The following is a 21,378-nucleotide window of genomic DNA, read 5'->3' as shown; positions in this document are numbered from 1 at the left end:
CCAGGGGCTTACAGACTGACGCCCACCGTGACCGGCTCGTTGACCAGTGTGACCCCAAAGGCGTCCCGCACTCCGGCGACGACCTCACGGGCGAGGGCCAGCAGGTCCTCCGTGGTCGCGCCGCCGCGGTTGGTGAGGGCGAGGGTGTGCTTGGTGGAGATGCGCGCCGGGCCCTGGCCGTAGCCCTTGGTGAAGCCCGCCTTGTCGATGAGCCAGGCGGCGGATGTCTTCACGCGGCCGTCGCCCGTCGGGAAGGCGGGGGGTGCGACGTCCGGGCCGAGGCGGTCCGCCACGCGCGCGTGGAAGACGGCGAACTCCTCGTCCGTGAGGATCGGGTTGGTGAAGAAGGACCCCGCCGACCAGCTGTCGTGGTCCTCGGGGTCGAGCACCATGCCCTTGCCGGCGCGCAGCTTCAGGACGGTCTCGCGCGCGACCGCCGCCGGGACCCGGTCGCCCGCCTGCACGCCGAGCGTGCGGGCCGTCTCCGGGTACTTGAGCGGGGCGCTCATCCCCTGGGCGTCCTCAAGCGCGAAGCGGACCCGCAGGACCACGAAGCGGTCGGGTTCGGCCTTGAAGCGGCTGTGGCGGTACGAGAAGTCGCACTCGGCGTTCGCGACGGTGACCGTCTCCTGGGTCTTCCTGTCGTACGCGATCACTTCGGTGATGGTCGACGAGACCTCTTGGCCGTACGCCCCCACGTTCTGGATCGGCGTCGCGCCCGCGGAGCCGGGGATCCCGGCGAGGCACTCGATGCCCGCGAGTCCGGCCTCGACGACGCGCGCGACCGCGTCGGTCCACACCTCACCGGCGGCCAGCTCCAGCTTCGTACCGTCGAGTTCGAAGCCCTTCGTGGCGATGCGCAGAGCGGTGCCGTCGAAGCCCTTGTCTCCGATGACCAGGTTCGAGCCACCGCCGATGAGCAGCAGCGGGGTCCCGGAGTCGTCGGCCTCGCGGACCGCGGCGACCACATCGGCGTCGGTCGACGCGGTGATCAGACGGGTCGCGGGGCCACCGAGCCGGAAGGTGGTCAGTGGGGCGAGGGGAGCGTCATGGAGTTCCTGCACGTGCTCAAGAGTACGGTCCGTGGCGCCGCCGCTCGGGCGGGGCCACGGACCGTGGATGCGGGGGCGGCCGGTCAAGGCCGGTTCACACGCCGACCGGGACGCGCTCGCTCTCGGCGGGCGAAGCGGCGTCGGCGTCGGCCGTCTGCTTGGTGCCGCCCACCCGGGGAAGCAGCCACGCGGCCACCGCGCCCGCGGCGACCACCGCGGCGCCCACCCAGAGCGAGGGGGCGAGACCGTCCACGAAGGTCTGCGGGGTGCCGTAGCCGCCTTGCCCGGAGAAGACCGAGGCGAGGACCGCGATACCGAGGGCGCCGCCGACCTCCCGGAAGGCGTTGTTGGCACCGGACGCGATGCCCTGCTCCGAGGGGCGGACGCTGGACATCACCAGGTTGGCGGCGGGGGCGAAGTACAGCGCCATGCCGATCCCGCTGATGATCAGGGCGGGCAGCTGGGCGGCGTACGACATATCGGGCTCCACGATGAACGCGAACCAGCCGAGTCCGATGGCCTGGAGCGCGAGACCCACCGTCACGACCGGGCGGCCGCCGATCCGGTCCGAGAGATAGCCCGCAAGGGGCGCGACGATCATCGGCATGCCGGTCCAGGGGAGCATCCGCAGGCCCGCCTCGGTGGGCGAGTAGCCGAGAACCGTCTGCAGGAACTGACTGAGCAGGAAGATCGAGCCGAACATCCCGACGAACATCAGCAGGCTCGCGGCGTTGATCGCGGAGAAGGCCCGGCTGCGGAAGAGCCGCATCGGCAGCATCGGGTTCTCGCTGCGGATGCCGTGGCGGACGAAGAGCGCCAGGAGCACGCCGCCGCCGATCAGGCCGACGAGGACGGTCGCGCTGGTCCAGCCGTCGAGGTTGCCGCGGATCAGGGCGTAGACGATGCCGAAGAGCCCGCCGCTGGCCAGCAGCGTTCCGGTGATGTCGAGCGGCGCTCCCGTGCCGTGCGACTCGGCGAGCCGCAGCCGGGCGAGCGGCAGCAGGGCGAGGCCGAGCGGGACGTTCAGCCAGAAGATCCACTGCCAGGACGCGTGTTCGGTGAGGGTGCCTCCGATGAGCGGACCGCTGGCGACCGCGAGGCCGTTGACGGCGCCCCATATCCCGTACGCCATACCGCGCTTGGCCACCGGCACGGCCGCCGTCAGCAGGGTGAGCGTCAGCGGCATCATGACCGCGGCGCCCACGCCCTGGACCGCCCGGGCGGCGATCAGCGCCTCGATGCCGGGCGCGAGGGCCGCGGCGGCGGAGGCTCCGGTGAAGACCGCGAGGCCGGCGATGAAGAGCCTGCGCCGGCCGAAGCGGTCACCCAGGGCCGCTCCGAACATCAGCAGTACGGCGAAGGTCAGGGTGTAGGCGCTCACCGTCCACTCAAGGTCGTCGAGGCCGCCTCCGAGGTCCTCGCGGATGGACGGCAGGGCGGTGGTGACGACGAGGTTGTCGAGCGCCGCCATGAATCCCGCGACGCTGGTGATGGCGAGCGCCCAGGCGGCACTTCCCCACTTCGCGGTCTGCTTCCCGGTCTGCTGTGACATTGCTTCCCCTGTGGTTAGTTATTGATGACTAACTTTCACGGGCGCAAAAAGCACGCCCCCCATGACACCTGCCACTTACCTCTTGGGCTGCGCCGAGTCGTAGAAGCCGGCCCACACCCGGTGATCGGGCTTGAACCCCATCGACACCAGGACGTTGATCAGCATCCCGTACGCCAGAAACTGCGTCGTCTCGTCGACGTCCGCCCCCATCCCCAGCCGGGCCGCGTCATACATGTCCATCCAGGCGGCCCGCAGCGCCTCCCCGAACTCCCGGTCACCTGACGCTTCGGCCGACGCCACGGCGACGTACATCTGCATCTGCATGAGCAGCTTGTCCGGGTCGTCGGCGATGAGCGCCTGGTAGGCCTGCCCCATGCAATGCAGGGCCTCCTCCCCCTCCAGCCCCTCGGCCGCCGCACTGAAGACCTCCGTGGTCTCCTGGCAGCACCGAAGGGCCGCGGCGAGGAAGATGGCCTGCTTGCCGGGGAAGAGCCGGAAGAGATAGGGCTGCGAGACGCCCACCCGCTTGGCGATCGCCTCGGTGGACGTGCCGTTGTAGCCGCCGCGGGCGAATTCGATCATCGCCGCGCGGACGACACTCTCCCGCCGCTCTTCTGCGCTCATCCTGACCATGCGGCCAAGTTAGTGGCCAATCACTACCTAGGTCAAGGGGTGTGCGCGGCGGGACGTGTATAGAGGGAACGGGTACGCGTAAGGGGCGCTCGCCAGTGCGAGCGCCCCTTACCTACGCCGACGCGGTGATCCGACGATCCGACGATCCGACGATCAGGCGAGCTGGACCACGGCACGGGACATCCCGAGCACCTTCTGGCCCGCGCTCGTCGCCACCAGGTCCACCCGGACCCGGTTGTCGTCGAGCTTCTGGGCGACCTTGCCGCTGACCTCGATCAGCGCGCCCTTGTCGTCGTTCGGAACCACGACGGGCTTGGTGAAGCGCACGCCGTACTCGACGACGGCGGCCGGATCACCCACCCAGTCCGTCACCACGCGGATCGCCTCGGCCATGGTGAACATGCCGTGCGCGATGACGTCGGGAAGACCGACCTCGACCGCGAACTTCTCGTTCCAGTGGATCGGGTTGAAGTCGCCGGAGGCTCCCGCGTACCGCACCAGCGTGGCGCGCGTCACAGGAAAGCTCTGGGCCGTCAGCTCGGTGCCGACCTCGACACTGTCGTACGAAATCTTCGCTGTCATCGCCTCACGCCTCCGCTGCCGCGGGCTCCGCCGCACGCGCGACGAGCTTGGTCCAGGCGGTCACGACGTGCTCGCCGGCCTCGTCGTGGACCTCGCCACGGATGTCCAGGATGTCGTTGCCCGCCATCGACTTGATGGCCTCGATGGTCGAGGTGACCGTCAGCCGGTCCCCCGCGCGCACCGGGCGCGTGTACGCGAACTTCTGGTCCCCGTGTACGACGCGGCTGTAGTCGAGTCCCAGCTGCGGGTCCTCGATGACCTGACCCGCGGCCTTGAACGAGATGGCGAACACGAAAGTCGGCGGGGCGATCACGTCGGGGTGCCCAAAAGCCTTGGCGGCTTCCGTGTCGGTGTAGGCGGGGTTGGTGTCACCCACCGCCTCCGCGAACTCACGGATCTTCTCCCGGCCGACCTCATAGGGATCGGTGGGCGGGTAGGACCGCCCCACGAATGACTGGTCGAGCGCCATGGACTCGGTACCTCCTGCACGTATGGATCACGTATGGATAAACGACGCGAGGCCGCCCCCAGAATCGGGGACGGCCTCGTGTACGAGCCTGTATCTAGCGCGTTTCGCGGTGCGCAGTGTGCGCGTTGCAGCGCGGGCAGTGCTTCTTCATCTCAAGACGGTCCGGGTCGTTACGCCGGTTCTTCTTGGTGATGTAGTTCCGCTCCTTGCACTCCACGCAGGCCAGCGTGATCTTCGGGCGGACGTCTGTGGCAGCCACGTGAGTGCTCCTTGACGGACGGATGGACGGATGAACGCAAAAAAAGAGTAGCCGATCGAAGGTCCGACCCCACAATCGGCTACCAATTGAGTAGCGGTGACCGGACTTGAACCGGTGACACAGCGATTATGAGCCGCTTGCTCTACCGACTGAGCTACACCGCTGCGATGCCGGATCCCCTCGCCCGAGGGCGAGGATCACGCGACATCAGAGCCCCAATACGGAATCGAACCGTAGACCTTCTCCTTACCATGGAGACGCTCTACCGACTGAGCTATTGGGGCGAGCGATGAAGACATTACACGGTTGGTCGCCGATCGCCCAAATCCGTTTCGGCAGGCCCGTCCAAGGGCATGTCGGCATGCGTCCCGGCCGCCTCACCACGTCACTTCGGCGCCTCACGCCACGCCGGTTCGGGCCCACGCGCCACATTGGTTCGGGTCGTCGCGCCACGCCGGTTCGGGCCGTCGCGCCACGCCGGTTCGGGCCCCCGCGCCACGCCGGCGCAGACCCCGCGCACCACGCCGGTACGACTATTTCGCTCCTCCTCGAAGAGGGCCTGCCGTCGTCCTAGGCTCGACCCACGTTGCGTGATCTTGGGCGGGATCCCGGACGCCTCAGTCCCGGACGCCGGCCACCCGCGCAGCCGCCCCCGAACCTCAGGAGCGCGATGCCCGACAGCCAGCCGCAGCCCCACTCCTCCGGCTCCTCCGGCTCTTCCGGGCCCTCAGGAGACGATGCCGCCGACGCCACCGCACTGCTCCTCCGCGGCGCCCGGCTGACCGACGGCCGGACCGTGGACGTGCGGCTCGGTTCCGGGCGCATCGAAGCGGTCGGCACCGCGGGCAGCCTCACCGCGCACGCCGCGCACGTGGACCTCGCCGGCTACCTCCTGCTGCCCGCCGCTGCCGAGCCGCACGCGCACAGCGACACGGCCCTCTCCGCGGAGGGGGACGGCCCGATCTCGTACGACCTCCCCGACGTCCAGCGGCGGACCACCGAGGCCGCCCTGCTCCAGCTCGGGCACGGCGCGACGGCGCTGCGTTCACATGTGCGGATCGGCGACGTCCAGGGGCTCACGTCGATGGAGGCGGTGCTGCAGGCGCGCCGTTCGCTGCGTGGTCTGGTCGACCTGTCGACCGTGGCCGTGCCGGGACTGCTGACCGGGCTTGCCGGTGCCGACGGGCTCGCGATGCTGCGGGACGCGGTGAAAATGGGCGCCTCCGTAGTGGGCGGTTGCCCCGACCTCGACCCCGACCCGACCGGCTACGTGGAGGCGGTGCTCGAGGTCGCCGCCGAGCACGGCTGCCCCGTCGACCTGCACACGGACGGCACCGATCCGGCGCGACTCGGGCGGCTCGCGGCCATGGCGGGCGGGCTGCGGCCCGGGGTGACGATCGGGCCGTGCGGCGGGCTCGGGCGGCTGCCGTCGGACGTGGCCGCGCGGACCGCCGACCAGCTGGCGGCGGCCGGCGTGACGGTGGTGTGCCTGCCGCAGGGCGGATGCGGAAGCGTGGACCGGCGCGGTGCCGTGGCTCCGGTCCGGCTGCTGCGGGCGGCCGGGGTGCGGGTCGCCGCCGGCAGCGGGGCCATGCGGGACGTGTCGAACCCCGTGGGGCGCGGGGATCCGCTGGAAGCCGCCTATCTGCTGGCCTCGCGGAGCGGGCTGCGGCCCGAGGCCGCGTACGGCGCGGTGAGCGCCGCGGCACGGGCCGCGATGGGCCTGCCCCAGGTCAGGGTGGAGGCGGGCTTCCCCGCCGAGCTCCTCGCGGTGCGCGGCGAACATCTCGCGGGCGCGCTCTCGCTCGCGTACAGCCGCATCGTGGTGCACCGGGGGCGCGTGGTGGCACGGACGAGCGCGGTGCGGGAGTACTGCGATTCGGCCGCCGCCGTGGCGCTCGATCTGCCGCGGCAGGGACGGACGAAGGGGGCCGGGCCCGGTCGGCCGAAAGGGGCCGAACCGTCCTGAGGGCGGGCGGCCGTTCCGGTCATGCCCCCGCGCGTGCGGGGCGAACACGCGGTGCCTGCCGTACGGTCGAAGACATGCGCATTGTCATCGCTGGAGGTCATGGTCAGATCGCGCTGCGGCTCGAGCGGTTGCTCGCCGCGCGGGGTGACGAGGTCGTCGGGCTCATCCGTAAGGCCGGGCAGGAGGCGGATCTGCGGGAGGCGGGTGCCGAAGCCGCGCTGTGCGACCTGGAGTCGGCGTCCGTGGAAGAGGTCGCCGGGCACCTGGAGGGCGCCGACGCGGCCGTCTTCGCGGCGGGCGCGGGGCCGGGCAGCGGGGCCGACCGCAAGAACACCGTGGACCGCGACGCCGCCGTGCTCTTCGCGGACGCGGCGGAGCGCGCCGGAGTCCGGCGCTACGTGGTCGTGTCGTCGATGGGCGCGGACCCCGCGCACAAGGGCGACGAGATCTTCGACGCCTATCTGCGGGCCAAGGGCGAGGCCGACGCGTCCGTACGCGGGCGCGCGGCCCTGGACTGGACGATCCTGCGCCCCGGCATGCTGACGGACGACGCGGGCACCGGTCTCGTGCGTCTGGAGGCGTCGACCGGACGCGGCCCGATCCCGCGGGACGACGTGGCGGCGGTGCTCGCGGAGCTCGTCGACTCGTCGGCGACGGCGGGCCTGACGCTGGAGCTGATCAGCGGGTCCACGCCCGTGTCCGTGGCGGTCAAGTCCGTTGCGGGGAACTGACGTCCGCACGGACCGTACGGGGATGTGGGCCTTCTGAGGGATGTCCCGCGGGCGGGGCGGTGCTTGGCTGAAGAGTGCCGCCTACGTGAGGAACTCCCATGCCCGCCGCCGATGTACCCGCCGCGCACGAAGCCTTGCTGCGACGGATGTACGCCGTCTTCAGTACCGAAGAGCGCGAGGCCTTCATCCCCCGCTCACTGGCACCGGACGTGGACTGGCCGAACCTCCTGGACAACACCCGCGCTCGCGGGATCGCGGCGGTACGCGCCTACTGGGCACGGCAGTTCGCGGTGATGCACCCTCTGGTGCACCTGGAGCGGCTGCGGCTCGACGACGACGGGCGGCGGGTCGTGGCGACCGTGCGGCCCGGACTGCGGGACGAGACGGGCGATCACTGGGCTCCGTCGACTGTCGAGCACGTCTACACCTTCCGCGAGGACGGTCTGGTGAGCCGGATGGACGTACGCCAGCCATGACGGCCGACCGGCCGACCTGCCGACCGTCCGCCCAAAGCCCCTGGAGGCCCGCGTGAGCGCCTCAGAAGAGCGGAAGCTGCCCGGGGAAGTCCGGCACCGTGTACCCGTCCAGAGCCGGCTGTGCGGCGCCCAGCTGGGCGTGCCTGCGGGAGCCGGGGCAGGAGACGAGATCGCCCTTGCCGTGCGAGCCCGGCGGATCATGACGGGCGAACCGACCCCCGACGACGGCGATTTCCCGGCGGCACTCGGGGCAGTTCCTGCGGCGCGATGACCCTGACGACACTGATGACCCTGACGACATGGCCTCAGCGTACGAAAAGACCCCCTCCATCTCGCGTTTCCGCAAGATCGGAGAGGGTCTCCTTCGTGTGGCGGCGCCAGGATTCGAACCTGGGAAGGCTGAGCCGGCAGATTTACAGTCTGCTCCCTTTGGCCGCTCGGGCACACCGCCTGGGTCGCTGCCTGGGACCGCTTGGCGCGGCGCTCCGTGGCAACGACGTAAACGATACCTGATGGACAGGGGTGCTTCGCCACCCGATTGATCAGTACCCGGTGCGGGGGCGGTGGCTAGGCTTTGCGGATGCGGCCAGGGACCGAAGGCCGTGCACCAGCTGAGTACGCAGACCCCGATACAAGGAGCCACAGGACATGGCCGACTCCAGTTTCGACATCGTCTCGAAGGTCGAGCGGCAGGAGGTCGACAACGCCCTCAACCAGGCCGCCAAGGAGATCTCGCAGCGCTACGACTTCAAGGGCACGGGTGCCTCGATCGCCTGGTCCGGCGAGAAGATCCTGATGGAGGCGAACGGCGAGGAGCGGGTCAAGGCCATCCTCGACATCTTCCAGTCCAAGCTGATCAAGCGCGGTATCTCGCTGAAGTCGCTGGACGCCGGCGAGCCGCAGCTGTCCGGCAAGGAGTACAAGATCTTCGCCTCGATCGAAGAGGGCATCTCCCAGGAGAACGCGAAGAAGGTCGCCAAGATCATCCGTGATGAGGGCCCCAAGGGCGTCAAGGCTCAGGTCCAGGGCGAAGAGCTCCGGGTCAGCTCGAAGAGCCGCGACGACCTCCAGGCCGTGCAGGCGCTGCTCAAGGGGCAGGACTTCGACTTCGCCGTGCAGTTTGTGAACTACCGGTAGTTCGCACCCTTTCGTACGACGCCCAAGGGCGGGCACCCGAGCCGGGTGCCCGCCCTTGCTGCTGGCCGCAGAATCGGGGGAACGTGCCTCAGCGGCGCGAGTGACCGAAGAGGATGCGGTAGGCGATGAGCAGCACGAGTGAGCCGCCGATCGCCGCCGCCCAGGTCGCTCCGTCGTAGAAGTCGGTGGCTATCGGGCGGTCGAGGTAGCGGGCGGAGAGCCAGCCGCCGATGAAGGCGCCCGCGATGCCGATGACGGTCGTGCCGATGAAGCCGCCCGGGTCGCGGCCTGGCAGCAGGATTTTGGCCACGGCACCGGCGAGCAGCCCCAGAACGAACCAGCTGATGATGCCCATGCGGTGAACCTGCCCCTCTGTGTGCTGTTGTCCTGAAGGACGTCATGAGGGTGGGGCGCGGTTGCGGTGATCAGTACGGTGCGGCGTATGCCACAGCAGGTTCAGGCGGGTGTGGGGGTGCGGCCCGGCCACGGGGGCAGGTCGGCGCCTTCGTTGTCCTCCTCGTACCAGCCGGTGCCGTCGAGCCAGATGGTGAGCCAGTCCGCGAGGCTCGGGGCGTCGATGAACCAGGCGTGCTCCGGGTCACCGCCGTTGGGCTCGAAGAGCAGGACCGGGGCGGTGTCCGAGCGGCTGTCCACGCATGCGTACATCCCGCAGCCCCAGTGGGATATCGGCAGCACGCCTTCGGGCCAGCCCCAGTCGGAGGCGCGCATCCCCTCGTACATGGTGACCGCCGAGGGCTCGCCTCCGGACGAAACGCCTTCGAGCAGGGGCAACAGGCCGTACTCGGGGCCGAATCCGCCATCGCCTATGCCGGTGTAGAGGGCGGCGAGCAGCGGCGGGAGCGGGAAGCCGAGCGCCGCCTCGGCCGCGGCCAGGGTGCGGGCGCTCGCGGGGACGGGCAGCGCGTCCCAGCCCCAGGGCCTTGCGGTCTTGGCCTCGGCGGCCACGCGGTCCAGCAACTCCTCGATTTCCGTCATGTGTTCATGGTGGACCACGGCACTGACAATCGAGCGGGGCGCCTGCCGGGCGGCCCGCCTGCTGCCCGGACGGCCGCGCTAGCGCGAGGCGAACGGCTGGTCGGTACGGACGATTTCGCGGCCCAGCGGCATCAACGACACCGGGATCAGCTTGAAGTTGGCGATGCCCAGCGGAATACCGATGATCGTGACGCAGAGCAGGAAGCCGGTGACGATGTGGCCGAGCGCGAGCCACCAGCCCGCGAGGATCAGCCACAGGATGTTCACGATGCAGGACGGCGCGCCCGCGTCACGGCGCTCAACTGTCGTGTAGCCGAAGGGCCACAGGGCATAGCGGCCGATGCGGAAACTGGCGACTCCGAAGGGGATGCCGATGACCGTGATGCACAAGAGCACCCCGGCCAGCAGGTAACCGAGGAACATCCAGAAGCCGCACAGGACGAGCCAAATGACGTTGAGGATTGTCTTCACTGGTGGCGACCTGCCATCTGCTCGAGCCGGGCAATGCGCTCCGCCATCGGCGGATGCGTGGAGAACATCTTGGACATGCCCTGCCCCGGACGGAAAGGGTTCGCAATCATCATGTGACTTGCCGTCTCAAGACGTGGCTCGGGCGGCAGCGGGAGCTGCTTCGTGCCCGCGTCGAGTTTGCGCAGGGCGCTCGCCAGGGCCAGCGGGTCGCCCGTGAGCTGCGCGCCGGACGCGTCCGCCTCGTACTCCCTGGAACGGCTGATGGCGAGCTGGATGACGGACGCCGCCAGCGGACCCAGGAGCATGATCAGCAGCATGCCGAAGATCCCGGGGCCTTCGTTGTCGTTCGACCTGCCTACGGGGATCAGCCAGGCGAAGTTGACCAGGAACATGATCACCGAGGCGAGTGCGCCGGCTACCGACGAGATCAGGATGTCGCGGTTGTAGACATGGCTCAGCTCATGGCCGATGACGCCCCGCAGCTCGCGCTCGTCCAGGAGGCGCAGGATGCCGTCGGTGCAGCACACCGCCGCGTTGCGCGGGTTACGGCCGGTCGCGAACGCGTTCGGCGCCTCGGTGGGCGAGATGTAGAGCCGGGGCATGGGCTGGCGGGCCTGGGTGGAGAGCTCTCGGACCATGCGGTACAGCTCGGGGGCCTCGAACTCGCTCACCGGGCGCGCGCGCATGGCGCGCAGGGCGAGCTTGTCGCTGTTCCAGTACGCGTACGCGTTGGTTCCGAGCGCCACGAAGAGCGCGACGATCAAGCCCGTACGGCCGAAGAAACTGCCGATGACAAGGATGAGTGCGGACAGTCCCCCGAGGAGTACGGCGGTCTTCAGCCCGTTATGCCGGCGGTGCACGGTACGCCCTCCTGGTGGTGCGTGGGGGAACCCTCTGCCTACTGGTGCTTCCACTCTTCAGTGGACCCTCCCGTACTGGTCAACGCCAGGCGGGGAGCACTAGTTCCCTTGTGCGCGCAGGAGCGGTGTGGGCCGCTCGGGTGAGGCCCGAGCGGCCTTGCGGAGAGACTCCCGGAGGGCAGGGGGCCCGTCAGAAGAGGCCGGTGTCGGAGAACCTCAGGACGAGCTGCGGCGCTCCGGAGAGCGCGATGCCGAGGACCGCGGTCAGGGCGATGGCGGCCGTCAGCGGAGCCGGGACGCGGTGCTTCACCGGCTCACCCTCCGGAGCGCGGAACAGCAGCGCGGTCCACTGCAGGTAGTAGAAGAGCGCGATCACGACGTTCACGGCCATCACCACGGCGAGCCAGCCCAGGCCCGCGTCGACCGCCGCAGAGAAGACGGTGACCTTCGCGAAGAGGCCGATGATGCCCGGCGGCAGGCCCGCGAGGCAGAGCAGGAAGAAGCCGAGCACCAGCGCGGCGAGCGGGCTTCTGGCGTAGAGGCCCCGGTAGTCGCTGACGCGGTTCAGGCGCTGGGTGCGGCCGACGAGCGCGGCGACGGCGAACGCTCCGAGGTTCACGGCCGCGTACATCAGGGCGTACGCGACGGTGGAGCCGACGGCCTTCTCGGCCTCCGCGGGATTGTCGGCGTACCCGGCCGCGGCGATCGGCACCAGGAGGTACCCCGCCTGGCCGACCGATGACCAGGCGAGCAGCCGGACCGCGCTGTACGCGCGCGTGGACTGCTGCCTCAGCGCCGCCACGTTGCCCGCCGTCATGGTGAGGGCGGCGAGGACGGCCAGCGCCGGGCCCCACACATCGGCGTACGAGGGGAAGGCGACGACGGTGACGAGGATCAGGCCGGTGAAGCCGACCGCCTTGCCGACGACGGACAGGTAAGCGGCGACGGGCAAGGGCGCGCCTACGTAGGTGTCGGGCACCCAGAAGTGGAAGGGCACGGCCGCCACCTTGAAGGCGAAGCCGACGAGGGTGAGGGCGACGCCGGTCTGGGCGAGCGTGTCCAGCTGCCCGTCGACGTGCTGGAGCTCCTCGGCGATCTCCGTGAGGTGCAGGGTGCCGGTCGCCGCGTACACGAAGCTGACGCCCATCAGCGTCACGGCGGTGGCGGTGACGGAGGAGAGGAAGAACTTCAGGGCCGCTTCGGAGGACCTCTTGTCGCCGTGCCGGAGGCCGACGAGCGCGAACGCGGGCAGGGAGGCCACTTCGAGGGCCACGACGAGCGTCGCGAGGTCGCGCGAGGCGGGCAGCAGCGCGGCGCCCGCGGCGGAGGAGAGCAGCAGGAACCAGAACTCCCCTTCGGGGAGTTCCTTGTTGGTGCCGTTCGCGTCCTTGAGGGTGCTCATGGAGAGCAGCGCGGCCAGCAAGGCGCCGCCGAGTACGAGCAGTTGGATGACGAGCGTGAAGCGGTCGGCGGTGTAGCTGCAGGCGGTCGCGCCGCCGGTCAGACAGAAGGTCGACCGGTCGTCGTCGAGGATCGGCAGCAGGGAGAGAGCGGCGGCGGCGAGTCCCGCCACGGAGACCCAGCCGAGCAGCGCCTTGTTCTTGTCGCCCACGAAGAGGTCGGCGACGAGCACAAGGAGGCCGACGACCGCCGCGATGGTGGGCGGGGCGATCGCGAGCCAGTCGACGGACTGGACGGCGCCGACGGCGCTTTCGACGGCCACGGTCACGACTTGCCTCCTGCGAGGAGCTGCTGGACGGCCGGGTCGGTGAGACCGAGCAGAGCGGCGGGCCAGAGCCCGGCGAGGACGGTGAGGGCGACGAGCGGCGTCCAGGCGGCGAGTTCGTAGCCCTGGACGTCGGCGAGCGCCGGGGTTTCGGTTGTGGCCGCGCCCTGCGGCATCGGACCCATGCAGACGCGGCGTACGACGATGAGCATGTACGCGGCGGTGAGCAGGGTGCCGAACGCGGCGATCGCCATGAAGGTGAGGAAGGCCGGGCGGCTGAGGTCGTCGGCGGGCTTGAACGCGCCGAACAGGGCGAGCATCTCGCCCCAGAAGCCGGCGAGGCCCGGCAGGCCGAGCGAGGCGACGGCACCGAAGGCGAGGAGACCGCCGAGGCGGGGCGCCTTGCCGTAGAGCGCGGCGCCCGACTCCTGCGCGAGGGTGTCGAGGTCGCTTGTGCCGGTGCGGTCCTTGAGCGCGCCGACGAGGAAGAACAGCAGGCCGGTGATAAGGCCGTGCGCGATGTTGGCGAACAGCGCGCCGTTCACGCCGGTCGGGCTCATCGTCGAGATGCCGAGCAGGACGAAGCCCATGTGGCCCACGGACGAGTACGCGATGAGGCGCTTGAGGTCGCCCTTCGCGCCCTGCTTGGCGAGGGCGAGGCAGGCGAGCGAGCCGTAGATGATCCCGACGACCGCGAAGGCCGCGAGGTACGGCGCGAAGGTGTGCATTCCGTCGGGCGTGACGGGCAGCAGGATCCGGACGAATCCGTACGTGCCCATCTTCAGCAGCACGCCGGCCAGCAGGACCGAGCCGACGGTGGGCGCGGCGGTGTGCGCGTCCGGCAGCCAGCTGTGCAGCGGCCACATCGGCGTCTTGACCGCGAGCCCGATTCCGACCGCCAGAACGGCGGTGACCTGCACGGATGTGGAGAGCCCGCGGCCGTTGTCAGTGGCGAGTGCCACCATGTCAAAAGTGCCGGAGTTGAGCCCGATGAGGAGGAGGCCGAGCAGCATCACGACGGAGCCGAGCAGCGTAAAGAGGATGAACTTCCAGGCTGCCCGGGTGCGTTCGGCGCCGCCCCAGCGTGCGATGAGGAAGTACATCGGGATGAGCACCATCTCGAACGCCAGGAAGAACAGCAGCAGGTCGAGGACGGCGAAGGTCGCGAGGGTGCCGGACTCGAGCACGAGGATCAGTGCCACAAATGCCTTGGGGGACGGCCCAGTCGGCATTTTGAAGTAGGAGTACAGCGCGCAGAGGAAGGTCAGGAGCGCGGTCAGGACCAGGAGGGGGAGCGAGATGCCGTCGATGCCGAGGTGGATGCGCACGTCGAGTGCGGGGATCCAGCTGATATCGGTCGTGGCCTGCATTTTTGACGGGTGGTCATGGTCGAAGCCGAGCGCGAGGACGATCGCGGCGATGAGGATCGCGCCGGTCACGATCACGCCGTGGCGGAGCACGGCCTGGTCCGGCGACTTCCCCTTAAGTCCGGGCGGAGCCGGGAGCAGGGCGGCCACGGCACCGATGAGCGGGCCGACCACGATCAACGCGAGAAGAAGCTGCATCACGGATTCACTGATATCGATCACGGCTGCTCACGCTCCGGCGGTGGCGACGAGGACGGCGGCGACAGCCAGGACGACGGTGCCTGCGAGCAGCGCGCTCAGGTAGGTCTGCACATTGCCGGTCTGCGCGCGGCGGACGGCCGCGCCGAGCCAGCGGGGTGCGGCGCCCGCACCGCGTACGTACGTGTCGACGACCTCGCGGTCGAGGAACCGGACGAGGCGCGCGGCGGCCTGGACGGGGCGCACGAACAGGGCCGCGTAGAGGGCGTCCAGGTGGAAGCCGACGGCGGCGTGCCGGTGCAGCGGGCCGAGCAGGAGGCGGCCGGGGTCGGCCGGGTCGTGGGCGCCGGCCACGTCTCCGTAGGCGGGGGCGTGCGTGGCGATGGCCTCTGCTTCCACCAGGCCTCCATCGCCCCCCGTGTCGGCGGCGACCGCGCCCATCGGGTGGCGGGCGGCCAGTGCCGTGGTGTGGCGCCAGGCGCCGTAGGTGACGAGCCCGCCGACGAGGGCGAGTCCGGTGCCAAGGACGGAGGTGGTGAGGGTCGGGGTGAGCGAGTGGCCGTCGAACCAGTCCGGAAGGACGCCGACGGTCAGACCGAGGGCGAGTGAGGGGACGGCGAGCACCCAGAGCACGGCGGTCATCGTGATGGGCTGCCTGCCGTGGTGGGGGGCTTCTGGACCCTTGCCGTTGAAGGCCAGCAGCCACAGGCGCGTCGCGTAGGCGGCGGTGAGGAGGGCGGTCAGCAGACCGGCGACGAGGACGATCCACCCCGCGGCGTTGGGGGCCGTCTCGGAGTGGCCGGTGGCCGCGTGCTCGGCGGCGCCCAGGACGGCTTCCTTGGAGAAGAAGCCGCTGAACGGCGGGATCGCGGCGAGCGCGAGGAGCGCCACGGTCATCGTCCAGAAGGCGTCCGGGACCCGGTCGCGCAGGCCCTTCATACGGGACATCGCGGCGAGGGAGTTGGTGCCTGCGGCGTGGATGATCACGCCCGCGCCGAGGAAGAGGAGCGCCTTGAAGGCGCCGTGCGTAAGGAGGTGGAAGACGGCCGCGCCGCGGTCGCCGACGGCGAGGGCGCCGGTGAGGTAGCCGAGCTGGCCGATCGTCGAGTACGCGAGGACGCGCTTGATGTCGTCCTGGGCGAGCGCCGCGAGGGCAGATCCGGCCATCGTGACGGCGGCCATGACGGCGAGGACGACCAGGGCCGCCGACGAGGCGGCGAAGACCGGGAGGAGCCGTGCCACGAAGTAGACACCGGCGGCGACCATCGTCGCGGCGTGGATGAGCGCGGAGACGGGCGTGGGGCCCGCCATCGCGTCGGGCAGCCAGGTGTGCAGCGGGAACTGCGCGGACTTGCCCGCCACACCGGCGAGGAGCAGCAGGGCGATCAGCGTCGGGTGGTCGAGGCCGCCGTCCGCGACCTTCGCGAGGATCGTCGTGATGCGGAAAGACCCGGCGTCGGTGGCGAGCGCGAACAGGCCGATCAGGAAGGGGACATCGCCGAGTTTGGTGACCAGGAAGGCCTTGAGGGAGGCGGCGCGGGCTTCGGGCGTCTCCCAGTAGTGGCCGACGAGGAAGTACGAGCAGATGCCCATGATCTCCCAGCCGACCAGGAGCACCATCAGGTCGCCGGAGTAGACGACGAGCAGCATCGCGGAGGTGAAGAGGGAGACAAGAGCGGCGTACGAGGGGTAGCGCGGGTCGTCGCGCAGGTAGCCCGTCGAGTAGATCTGCACACAGGAGGCGACGACGCCGACCAGTACGGCGACGAGGGCGGCGAAGCCGTCGATGTGCAGGGCGAGTTCGACGGGGACCGAGCCGGTCGGGGTGAGCTCGGTGGCCGAGTCGACGGACTGGCCGCCGCCCTGTCGGTACGCCACGAGGGCGGCGAGGACCAGCGCCGCGAGGGTCGGCAGCACGGCGAGGGGGCGTACGAGACCCGGGATCGTGCGGCCGAGCAGCAGGCCGGCGACGGCGCCGAGGAACGGCAGGAGGGGGACGAGTACGGCGAGGGTGGTCGTGGTCACGCGGTGGCCTCAGCCTTCTGCGACTTCTGGGCCTTCTCCGACTTCCGCGCCTCATCCTCGGAAGCGGGCTCTTCGGCGGCGGCGCCCTCGGGATCGTCATCGGGGTCGTCGGGGCCCTCGGCGGTGTCGCGGAGTTCGTCGACTGCGGAGGAGCCGCGGTTGCGGTAGACCGCCAGGACGATCGCGAGGCCGATGCCGATCTCGGCGGCGGCGATGGCGATGGTGAAGAGCGTCAGGGCCTGGCCGGAGTGGAGGGCGTCGCGGAGCCAGACATCGAAGGCGACCAGGTTGAGGTTGACGGCGTTGAGCATGAGCTCGACGGACATCAGGACCAGGATCGCGTTGCGCCGGGCGAGCACTCCGTACAGGCCTACGCAGAAGAGGAGGACGGCCAGGACGGCGGGATAGGCGAGGTGCATCAGCGCTGCTCCTTGTCGCCGGGGGCACCGGTGGCGGGGCGGTCGCCGGGGGCGCCGTTCAGGCCGGTCGTGCGGGTCAGGCCGGTCAGGCCGGTCGTGCGGGTCAGGCGGGTCATGCGGGCGTTCCTGCGGGAGAGGACGATCGCGCCGACCAGGGCGGCGAGGAGCAGCACGGAGAGGGCTTCGAAGGGCAGCACCCAGTGCCGGAAGAGGAACTCTCCGGTCACGGCGGTGGAGCCCTGGGCCTTCTCGGCGGCGCTGTCGAGATCGATCCAGGTGGTGCGGAAGGCGTCGACGACGACCCAGACCAGGGCGGCCGCGGCGAGGGCGGCCACCGCGAGCGCGACCGGGCGGTTGCCCGAATCGGCGTCCGGGGAGCGGCCGATGGGGGCCCGGGTGAGCATCAGTCCGAACAGGAGGAGGACGACGACGGAGCCGACATAGATCAGGACCTGTACCCAGGCGATGAACTCGGCGGTGAGCAGGAGGTACTCGACGGCCAGGCCGCCGAGTGTCGCCACGAGCCACAGGGCGGCGTGCACCAGCTGCTTGGTGGTGACGGTGACGATCGCCGAGCCGAGGGTGACGAGGCCGACCAGGACGAAGGCGATCTCCACTCCCGTCGGGGAGAGGAAGCCCTGGGGGGCGTTGGCCGCGAGGGTCATGCGTCTCCCTCCGGTCCGGACTCCGTGGCCTGCTGCGTGGCCTGCTGCGCCGCGGCCAGCTTCTCCGCCGTCTTGCGGGCGGTGACGATCTCCTTGGGCTCCTCCGCGGCGGGGTCCAGGGCGGGCGGGGCGGGGACCGTCCACATCCAGTCGCGGAGTTTGTCGCGCTCGTGGGTGAGTTCGTGGATGTCGGTCTCGGCGTACTCGAACTCCGGGGACCAGAACAGTGCGTCGAAGGGGCAGACCTCGATGCAGATGCCGCAGTACATGCAGAGGGAGAAGTCGATGGCGAAGCGGTCGAGGACGTTGCGGCTGCGTTCGCGGCCACCCTCGACGGCCGGCGGGACCGTCTCCTTGTGGGAGTCGATGTAGATGCACCAGTCCGGGCACTCACGGGCGCAGAGCATGCAGACCGTGCAGTTCTCCTCGAAGAGCCCGATCACGCCGCGGGTGCGGGGCGGTAGTTCGGGCTGGTGCTCCGGGTACTGCTCGGTGACGGTCTTCTTCGTCATCGTACGGAGGGTGACGGCGAGGCCCTTGGCCAGGCCGGATCCGGGGATCGGAGCCACTAGTTGATCGCCACCTTCACGATTCCGGTGAGCGCGATCTGCGCGAGGGCGAGCGGGACGAGGAGGGTCCAGGAGAACTTCTGGAGCTGGTCCTCGCGGAGACGGGGGTAACTGACGCGGAGCCAGATCACGACGAAGGCGAGCAGGCCGGTCTTCAGGAGGGTCCAGACCCAGCCGAGGCCGTCGGCGCCCCAGGGGCCGTGCCAGCCGCCGAGGAAGAGGACGGTGGTGAGGCCGCAGAGGACGACGATTCCGGCGTACTCGGCGAGGAGGAAGAGGGCGAAGCGCAGGCCCGTGTACTCGGTGTACGCGCCGAAGATGATCTCCGAGTCGGCGACCGGCATGTCGAAGGGCGGGCGCTGGAGTTCGGCGAGGCCCGCGATGAAGAAGACGAGGGCGCCGACGATCTGCCAGGGCAGCCACCACCACTCGAAGGCGTTGAGGATGCCGGGCAGCGAGACAGTGCCGGCCGCCATCGCCACGGAGGCGGCGGCGAGCAGCATCGGCAGCTCGTACGCGAGGAGCTGGGCGGCGGTGCGCAGGCCGCCGAGGAGGGAGAACTTGTTGGCGCTGGCCCAGCCGGCCATGAGCGAGCCGAGTACGCCGACGCCCATGACCGCGAGGACGAAGAAGATGCCCGCGTCGACGAGCTGGCCGACGGCGCCTTCACTCGGGCCGATGGGGATGGCGACCAGCACGAGGAGGTAGGGCAGCAGGGCGACGGCGGGAGCGAGCTGGAAGATGCGGCGGTCGGCCTCGGCCGGTACGACGTCTTCCTTCTGCGCGAACTTCACGCCGTCCGCGACGAGCTGGGCCCAGCCGTGGAAGCCGCCCGCGTACATCGGGCCCAGGCGGCCCTGCATGTGGGCCATCACCTTGTGCTCGGTCTGGCCGATGACGAGGGGCAGGACCAGGAAGACGGCGAAGACGATGAGGAGACGCAGGGCGACGTCGAGCGCGTCGGTCACTCCGTGCCTCCTGGGCGGGTCTCTTCGGGGCGGTTGTCTTCGGGGCGGGTCTCTTCGGGGCCAGCGGTATTGGTGTCGGTGCTGGTGTCGGTGCTGGTGTCGGTGGCGCCTGCGTCGGTGCTTTCGGATTCCTCCGGGGTGCTCGGAGCCGGTTCCTCGGTGGCTTCGAAGGCCGGGCGTGCCTGGTGCCACGGGGCGTCCGAACCGGCCGGGGGCGTCTCCGGCTTCGGCTCCGCCTCCGACGGCTTCGCCTCCGACTGCTTCGGCTCCGGTGCCGACTCCGCCGTCGGCCGCTGGGATGCCGAGCCCTGGCTCACGCTGCGCGCCCTGCGCGGTGCAGGCGCGGGAGCCTCCGGCGGTGCGTCCGCCGCCTGGCTGGCCGAGCCCTCCCCCGCCGTGCGGGCCCGGCGGACCGGGCGGTCGCCTGCCGCGCGGGCGGCGCCGCGGGCCGGGCGGGCCGGGGCCGCGGGGAGCTGGCCCTTCAGGGGGCCCCATTCGTTCGGGTCGGGTACGCCGGGCGGCAGCATCTGGCGGCGCTTGGGCCCGCCGTGCTCCGACTCCCCCGGCTCCTTCGCGCCGGGCCACGCCTTGGCGACACGGGCGGCCAGGACGAAGTCCTTGCGCAGGGGGTGGCCTTCGAAGGTGTCCGGGAGGAGCAGGGGCACCAGGTGGGGGTGGCCGTCGAAGCCGATGCCGAACATCTCGTGCGTCTCGCGCTCATGCCACGCCGCGCCCGCGTAGACGTCGACCGCGGTCGGCAGGACCGGGGCCTCGTGCGGAACGGTCGTACGGATGAGGAGGCGGCGTACAGGAGAGAGGGCGACGACGTGGGCCGAGACGTGGAAGCCCGTGCCCGGTTCGTCGACGGCGCTCAGCCAGTCGAAGTAGGTGCAGGTCAGGGCCGTGCGCGCGGTTTCGAGCGCCGTGATCCACGAGCTCGGCGGGACGTCGACCGTCAGGAGGTCGTACGCCTCGTCGGCCGTGGCCTCCGCGCCGAAGAGCTCCTCGACGGGGCTCGGCAGCCAGCCGGTCATGCGTTCCCCTCCCCCGCCACGGACCCGCCCGCCGTCGCGGCACCCGGCACCGGCGGCTTCACGAGTCCGCTCTGGAGAGCCGCCGTCGAAGGCCGGTTGCCATTACCGCCACTACCGCCACTACCGCCGTTGCCGTACCGCTCACGCAGCGACTCCGCCGCGATCTTCTCCTGGAGCTTGAGGATGCCCTGGAGCAGCGCCTCGGGACGGGGCGGGCAGCCGGGAACGTACACGTCGACCGGAATGATCTGGTCGACGCCCTTGGTCACCGCGTACGAATCCCAGTAGGGGCCGCCGCAGTTGGAGCAGGCGCCGAAGGAGATGACGTACTTCGGCTCGGGCATCTGCTCGTACAGGCGCTTCACGGCCGGGGCCATCTTGTCCGTGACCGTACCGGAGACGACCATCAGGTCGGCCTGGCGCGGCCCCGGCGCGAACGGGATCACGCCGAGCCGGATGAAGTCGTGCCGGGCCATGGAGGCGGCGATGAACTCGATGGCGCAGCAGGCGAGCCCGAAGTTGAAGACCCACAACGAGTACCGGCGGCCCCAGTTGAGGACCACCTTCATCGGCTCGGGGGCAAGGCGGGACAGCACGCCGAGCTTCTGCGGCTCGGGGCGCAGCACCGGCTCCGGCAGATCGACGGGGGCCGAGGCAGGGACGGAAGAGGCGGAAGCGGAAGCGGGGGTCACGTCCATGTGAGGACGCCCTTCTTGTATGCGTACAGCAGGCCCACGGTCAGGAAGCCGAGGAAGATGAACATCTCCACCAGCGTCGTCGCACCGTAGCCGGGCGCGGCGAAGACCGTGGCCCACGGGAAGAGGAAGATCGAGTCGACGGCGAAGATGACGTAGAGGAACGCGTAGACGTAGTAGCGGACCTGGGTGTGGGCCCAGCCGTCGCCGACCGGGTCGACGCCGCACTCGTACGTCAGCAGCTTCTCGGGGGTCGGCACGACGGGCCGCAGCAGCCGCCCCGCGCCGAAGGCGACAGCGACGAACAGCACGCCGACGACGGCGAGCAGCCCGACGACTGAGTACGACTGGTAATAGCTCGCCGCGACGTTCGTCACGTGCACGTCAGCCCCTCACTCCCTGACCGCCCTCATCCGACCCCACGGGAGTCTAGGGCCTGCTAAAGCTGAGGTAAGCAGAGCGTCACGCTTCGGCAAGGACTGGTGGTGCCCGGTGGTACCCGCGGGTGGGGTTATCCCCCGGTCG

The 21,378-nt window shown here is 70.3% G+C and carries 25 protein-coding genes and 3 tRNA genes; 4 read left to right on the top strand and 24 right to left on the bottom strand.

The features are described from left to right. Positions 1–8: 8 nt before the first annotated feature. The 8 genes from ACGFX9_RS19455 to ACGFX9_RS19420 form a co-directional block, all read right to left on the bottom strand. Complete coding sequence (locus tag ACGFX9_RS19455; protein WP_393473966.1) at positions 9–1,121, bottom strand: UDP-N-acetylmuramate dehydrogenase; 1,113 nt, start codon at positions 1,119–1,121, stop codon at positions 9–11. A 25-nt stretch (positions 1,122–1,146) separates the two neighbouring features. Further along, on the bottom strand, positions 1,147–2,604 hold the full coding sequence (locus ACGFX9_RS19450) for a DHA2 family efflux MFS transporter permease subunit (RefSeq protein ID WP_393473049.1): 1,458 nt from the start codon (positions 2,602–2,604) through the stop codon (positions 1,147–1,149). A 75-nt stretch (positions 2,605–2,679) separates the two neighbouring features. Continuing rightward, a complete protein-coding gene (locus ACGFX9_RS19445; protein ID WP_393473046.1) occupies positions 2,680–3,237 on the bottom strand; it encodes a TetR/AcrR family transcriptional regulator in 558 nt (185 codons plus the stop codon). Positions 3,238–3,390: 153 nt separating this feature from the next. Continuing rightward, entirely contained in the window at positions 3,391–3,819 is a 429-nt protein-coding gene (locus ACGFX9_RS19440) for a MaoC family dehydratase (RefSeq protein ID WP_393473043.1), read from the bottom strand. Between the two features lie 4 nt (positions 3,820–3,823). Next, on the bottom strand, positions 3,824–4,288 hold the full coding sequence (locus tag ACGFX9_RS19435) for a MaoC family dehydratase N-terminal domain-containing protein (RefSeq protein ID WP_393473040.1): 465 nt from the start codon (positions 4,286–4,288) through the stop codon (positions 3,824–3,826). 94 nt (positions 4,289–4,382) lie between these two features. After that, complete coding sequence (gene rpmG, locus ACGFX9_RS19430; RefSeq protein WP_004571794.1) at positions 4,383–4,547, bottom strand: 50S ribosomal protein L33; 165 nt, start codon at positions 4,545–4,547, stop codon at positions 4,383–4,385. Positions 4,548–4,638: 91 nt separating this feature from the next. Beyond that, positions 4,639–4,711: transfer RNA gene (locus ACGFX9_RS19425), tRNA-Met, on the bottom strand. 47 nt (positions 4,712–4,758) lie between these two features. Beyond that, a tRNA-Thr gene (locus tag ACGFX9_RS19420) sits at positions 4,759–4,831 on the bottom strand. Positions 4,832–5,217: 386 nt separating this feature from the next. Here ACGFX9_RS19420 and ACGFX9_RS19415 point away from each other — a divergent pair. From ACGFX9_RS19415 to ACGFX9_RS19405, 3 genes are all read left to right on the top strand, one after another. Next, positions 5,218–6,516, top strand: a complete 1,299-nt coding sequence (locus tag ACGFX9_RS19415) for an amidohydrolase family protein (RefSeq protein ID WP_393473037.1) — start codon at positions 5,218–5,220, stop codon at positions 6,514–6,516. A 74-nt stretch (positions 6,517–6,590) separates the two neighbouring features. Then, positions 6,591–7,247: an SDR family oxidoreductase gene (locus tag ACGFX9_RS19410; protein WP_393473034.1), complete on the top strand. Its 657-nt coding sequence runs from the start codon at positions 6,591–6,593 to the stop codon at positions 7,245–7,247. Positions 7,248–7,345: 98 nt separating this feature from the next. Next, complete coding sequence (locus tag ACGFX9_RS19405; RefSeq protein WP_393473031.1) at positions 7,346–7,723, top strand: nuclear transport factor 2 family protein; 378 nt, start codon at positions 7,346–7,348, stop codon at positions 7,721–7,723. 61 nt (positions 7,724–7,784) lie between these two features. On the opposite strand, the gene ACGFX9_RS19400 is transcribed toward ACGFX9_RS19405, so the two are convergent. Together ACGFX9_RS19400 and ACGFX9_RS19395 are read right to left on the bottom strand one after the other, a co-directional pair. Next, positions 7,785–8,024, bottom strand: coding sequence for a hypothetical protein (locus ACGFX9_RS19400; RefSeq protein WP_393473028.1), 240 nt, complete (start codon positions 8,022–8,024; stop codon positions 7,785–7,787). A gap of 68 nt (positions 8,025–8,092) precedes the next feature. Continuing rightward, a tRNA-Tyr gene (locus ACGFX9_RS19395) sits at positions 8,093–8,174 on the bottom strand. 197 nt (positions 8,175–8,371) lie between these two features. Here ACGFX9_RS19395 and ACGFX9_RS19390 point away from each other — a divergent pair. Beyond that, on the top strand, positions 8,372–8,860 hold the full coding sequence (locus ACGFX9_RS19390) for a YajQ family cyclic di-GMP-binding protein (protein ID WP_393473025.1): 489 nt from the start codon (positions 8,372–8,374) through the stop codon (positions 8,858–8,860). Between the two features lie 88 nt (positions 8,861–8,948). Here the strand turns inward: ACGFX9_RS19390 and ACGFX9_RS19385 are convergent, their stop codons facing one another. From ACGFX9_RS19385 to ACGFX9_RS19320, 14 genes are all read right to left on the bottom strand, one after another. Beyond that, positions 8,949–9,215, bottom strand: coding sequence for a GlsB/YeaQ/YmgE family stress response membrane protein (locus ACGFX9_RS19385; RefSeq protein WP_393473022.1), 267 nt, complete (start codon positions 9,213–9,215; stop codon positions 8,949–8,951). Between the two features lie 101 nt (positions 9,216–9,316). Continuing rightward, positions 9,317–9,856, bottom strand: a complete 540-nt coding sequence (locus ACGFX9_RS19380) for an SMI1/KNR4 family protein (protein ID WP_393473019.1) — start codon at positions 9,854–9,856, stop codon at positions 9,317–9,319. A gap of 78 nt (positions 9,857–9,934) precedes the next feature. Further along, positions 9,935–10,327: a YccF domain-containing protein gene (locus ACGFX9_RS19375; protein WP_393473016.1), complete on the bottom strand. Its 393-nt coding sequence runs from the start codon at positions 10,325–10,327 to the stop codon at positions 9,935–9,937. Next, positions 10,324–11,187 carry a zinc metalloprotease HtpX gene (gene htpX, locus ACGFX9_RS19370; protein WP_393473013.1) on the bottom strand — a complete coding sequence of 288 codons (864 nt, stop codon included), beginning with the start codon at positions 11,185–11,187 and terminating at the stop codon, positions 10,324–10,326. Before htpX ends, ACGFX9_RS19375 begins: the two co-directional genes overlap by 4 nt. Positions 11,188–11,377: 190 nt before the next feature. Continuing rightward, a complete protein-coding gene (locus ACGFX9_RS19365) occupies positions 11,378–12,916 on the bottom strand; it encodes an NADH-quinone oxidoreductase subunit N (protein WP_393473010.1) in 1,539 nt (512 codons plus the stop codon). Then, a complete protein-coding gene (locus tag ACGFX9_RS19360) occupies positions 12,913–14,502 on the bottom strand; it encodes a NuoM family protein (RefSeq protein ID WP_393473008.1) in 1,590 nt (529 codons plus the stop codon). Before ACGFX9_RS19360 ends, ACGFX9_RS19365 begins: the two co-directional genes overlap by 4 nt. Before the next feature lie 6 nt (positions 14,503–14,508). Further along, entirely contained in the window at positions 14,509–16,503 is a 1,995-nt protein-coding gene (locus tag ACGFX9_RS19355) for an NADH-quinone oxidoreductase subunit L (protein WP_393473005.1), read from the bottom strand. Then, positions 16,500–16,922, bottom strand: a complete 423-nt coding sequence (nuoK, locus tag ACGFX9_RS19350) for an NADH-quinone oxidoreductase subunit NuoK (protein ID WP_393473002.1) — start codon at positions 16,920–16,922, stop codon at positions 16,500–16,502. Before nuoK ends, ACGFX9_RS19355 begins: the two co-directional genes overlap by 4 nt. Then, positions 16,922–17,587 (bottom strand): NADH-quinone oxidoreductase subunit J, encoded by a 666-nt coding sequence (locus ACGFX9_RS19345; RefSeq protein WP_393473000.1) that lies wholly within the window; start codon positions 17,585–17,587, stop codon positions 16,922–16,924. Before ACGFX9_RS19345 ends, nuoK begins: the two co-directional genes overlap by 1 nt. Beyond that, positions 17,584–18,156, bottom strand: coding sequence for a NuoI/complex I 23 kDa subunit family protein (locus ACGFX9_RS19340; RefSeq protein ID WP_393472997.1), 573 nt, complete (start codon positions 18,154–18,156; stop codon positions 17,584–17,586). The genes ACGFX9_RS19345 and ACGFX9_RS19340 overlap by 4 nt, the downstream gene beginning before the upstream one ends. Beyond that, positions 18,156–19,124 carry an NADH-quinone oxidoreductase subunit H gene (locus ACGFX9_RS19335; protein WP_393472994.1) on the bottom strand — a complete coding sequence of 323 codons (969 nt, stop codon included), beginning with the start codon at positions 19,122–19,124 and terminating at the stop codon, positions 18,156–18,158. Before ACGFX9_RS19335 ends, ACGFX9_RS19340 begins: the two co-directional genes overlap by 1 nt. Beyond that, on the bottom strand, positions 19,121–20,158 hold the full coding sequence (locus ACGFX9_RS19330; protein WP_393472991.1) for an NADH-quinone oxidoreductase subunit C: 1,038 nt from the start codon (positions 20,156–20,158) through the stop codon (positions 19,121–19,123). Before ACGFX9_RS19330 ends, ACGFX9_RS19335 begins: the two co-directional genes overlap by 4 nt. After that, on the bottom strand, positions 20,155–20,856 hold the full coding sequence (locus tag ACGFX9_RS19325) for an NADH-quinone oxidoreductase subunit B (RefSeq protein ID WP_393472988.1): 702 nt from the start codon (positions 20,854–20,856) through the stop codon (positions 20,155–20,157). The genes ACGFX9_RS19330 and ACGFX9_RS19325 overlap by 4 nt, the downstream gene beginning before the upstream one ends. Next, positions 20,847–21,236, bottom strand: a complete 390-nt coding sequence (locus ACGFX9_RS19320) for an NADH-quinone oxidoreductase subunit A (protein WP_361182433.1) — start codon at positions 21,234–21,236, stop codon at positions 20,847–20,849. The genes ACGFX9_RS19325 and ACGFX9_RS19320 overlap by 10 nt, the downstream gene beginning before the upstream one ends. Positions 21,237–21,378 lie beyond the last annotated feature (142 nt).

The organism is Streptomyces sp. NPDC048436 (assembly GCF_043200355.1).
Classification (GTDB): domain Bacteria; phylum Actinomycetota; class Actinomycetes; order Streptomycetales; family Streptomycetaceae; genus Streptomyces.
Note: the sequence above shows the minus strand (reverse complement) of the source record. Positions and strands in the feature narration are given on the sequence as shown.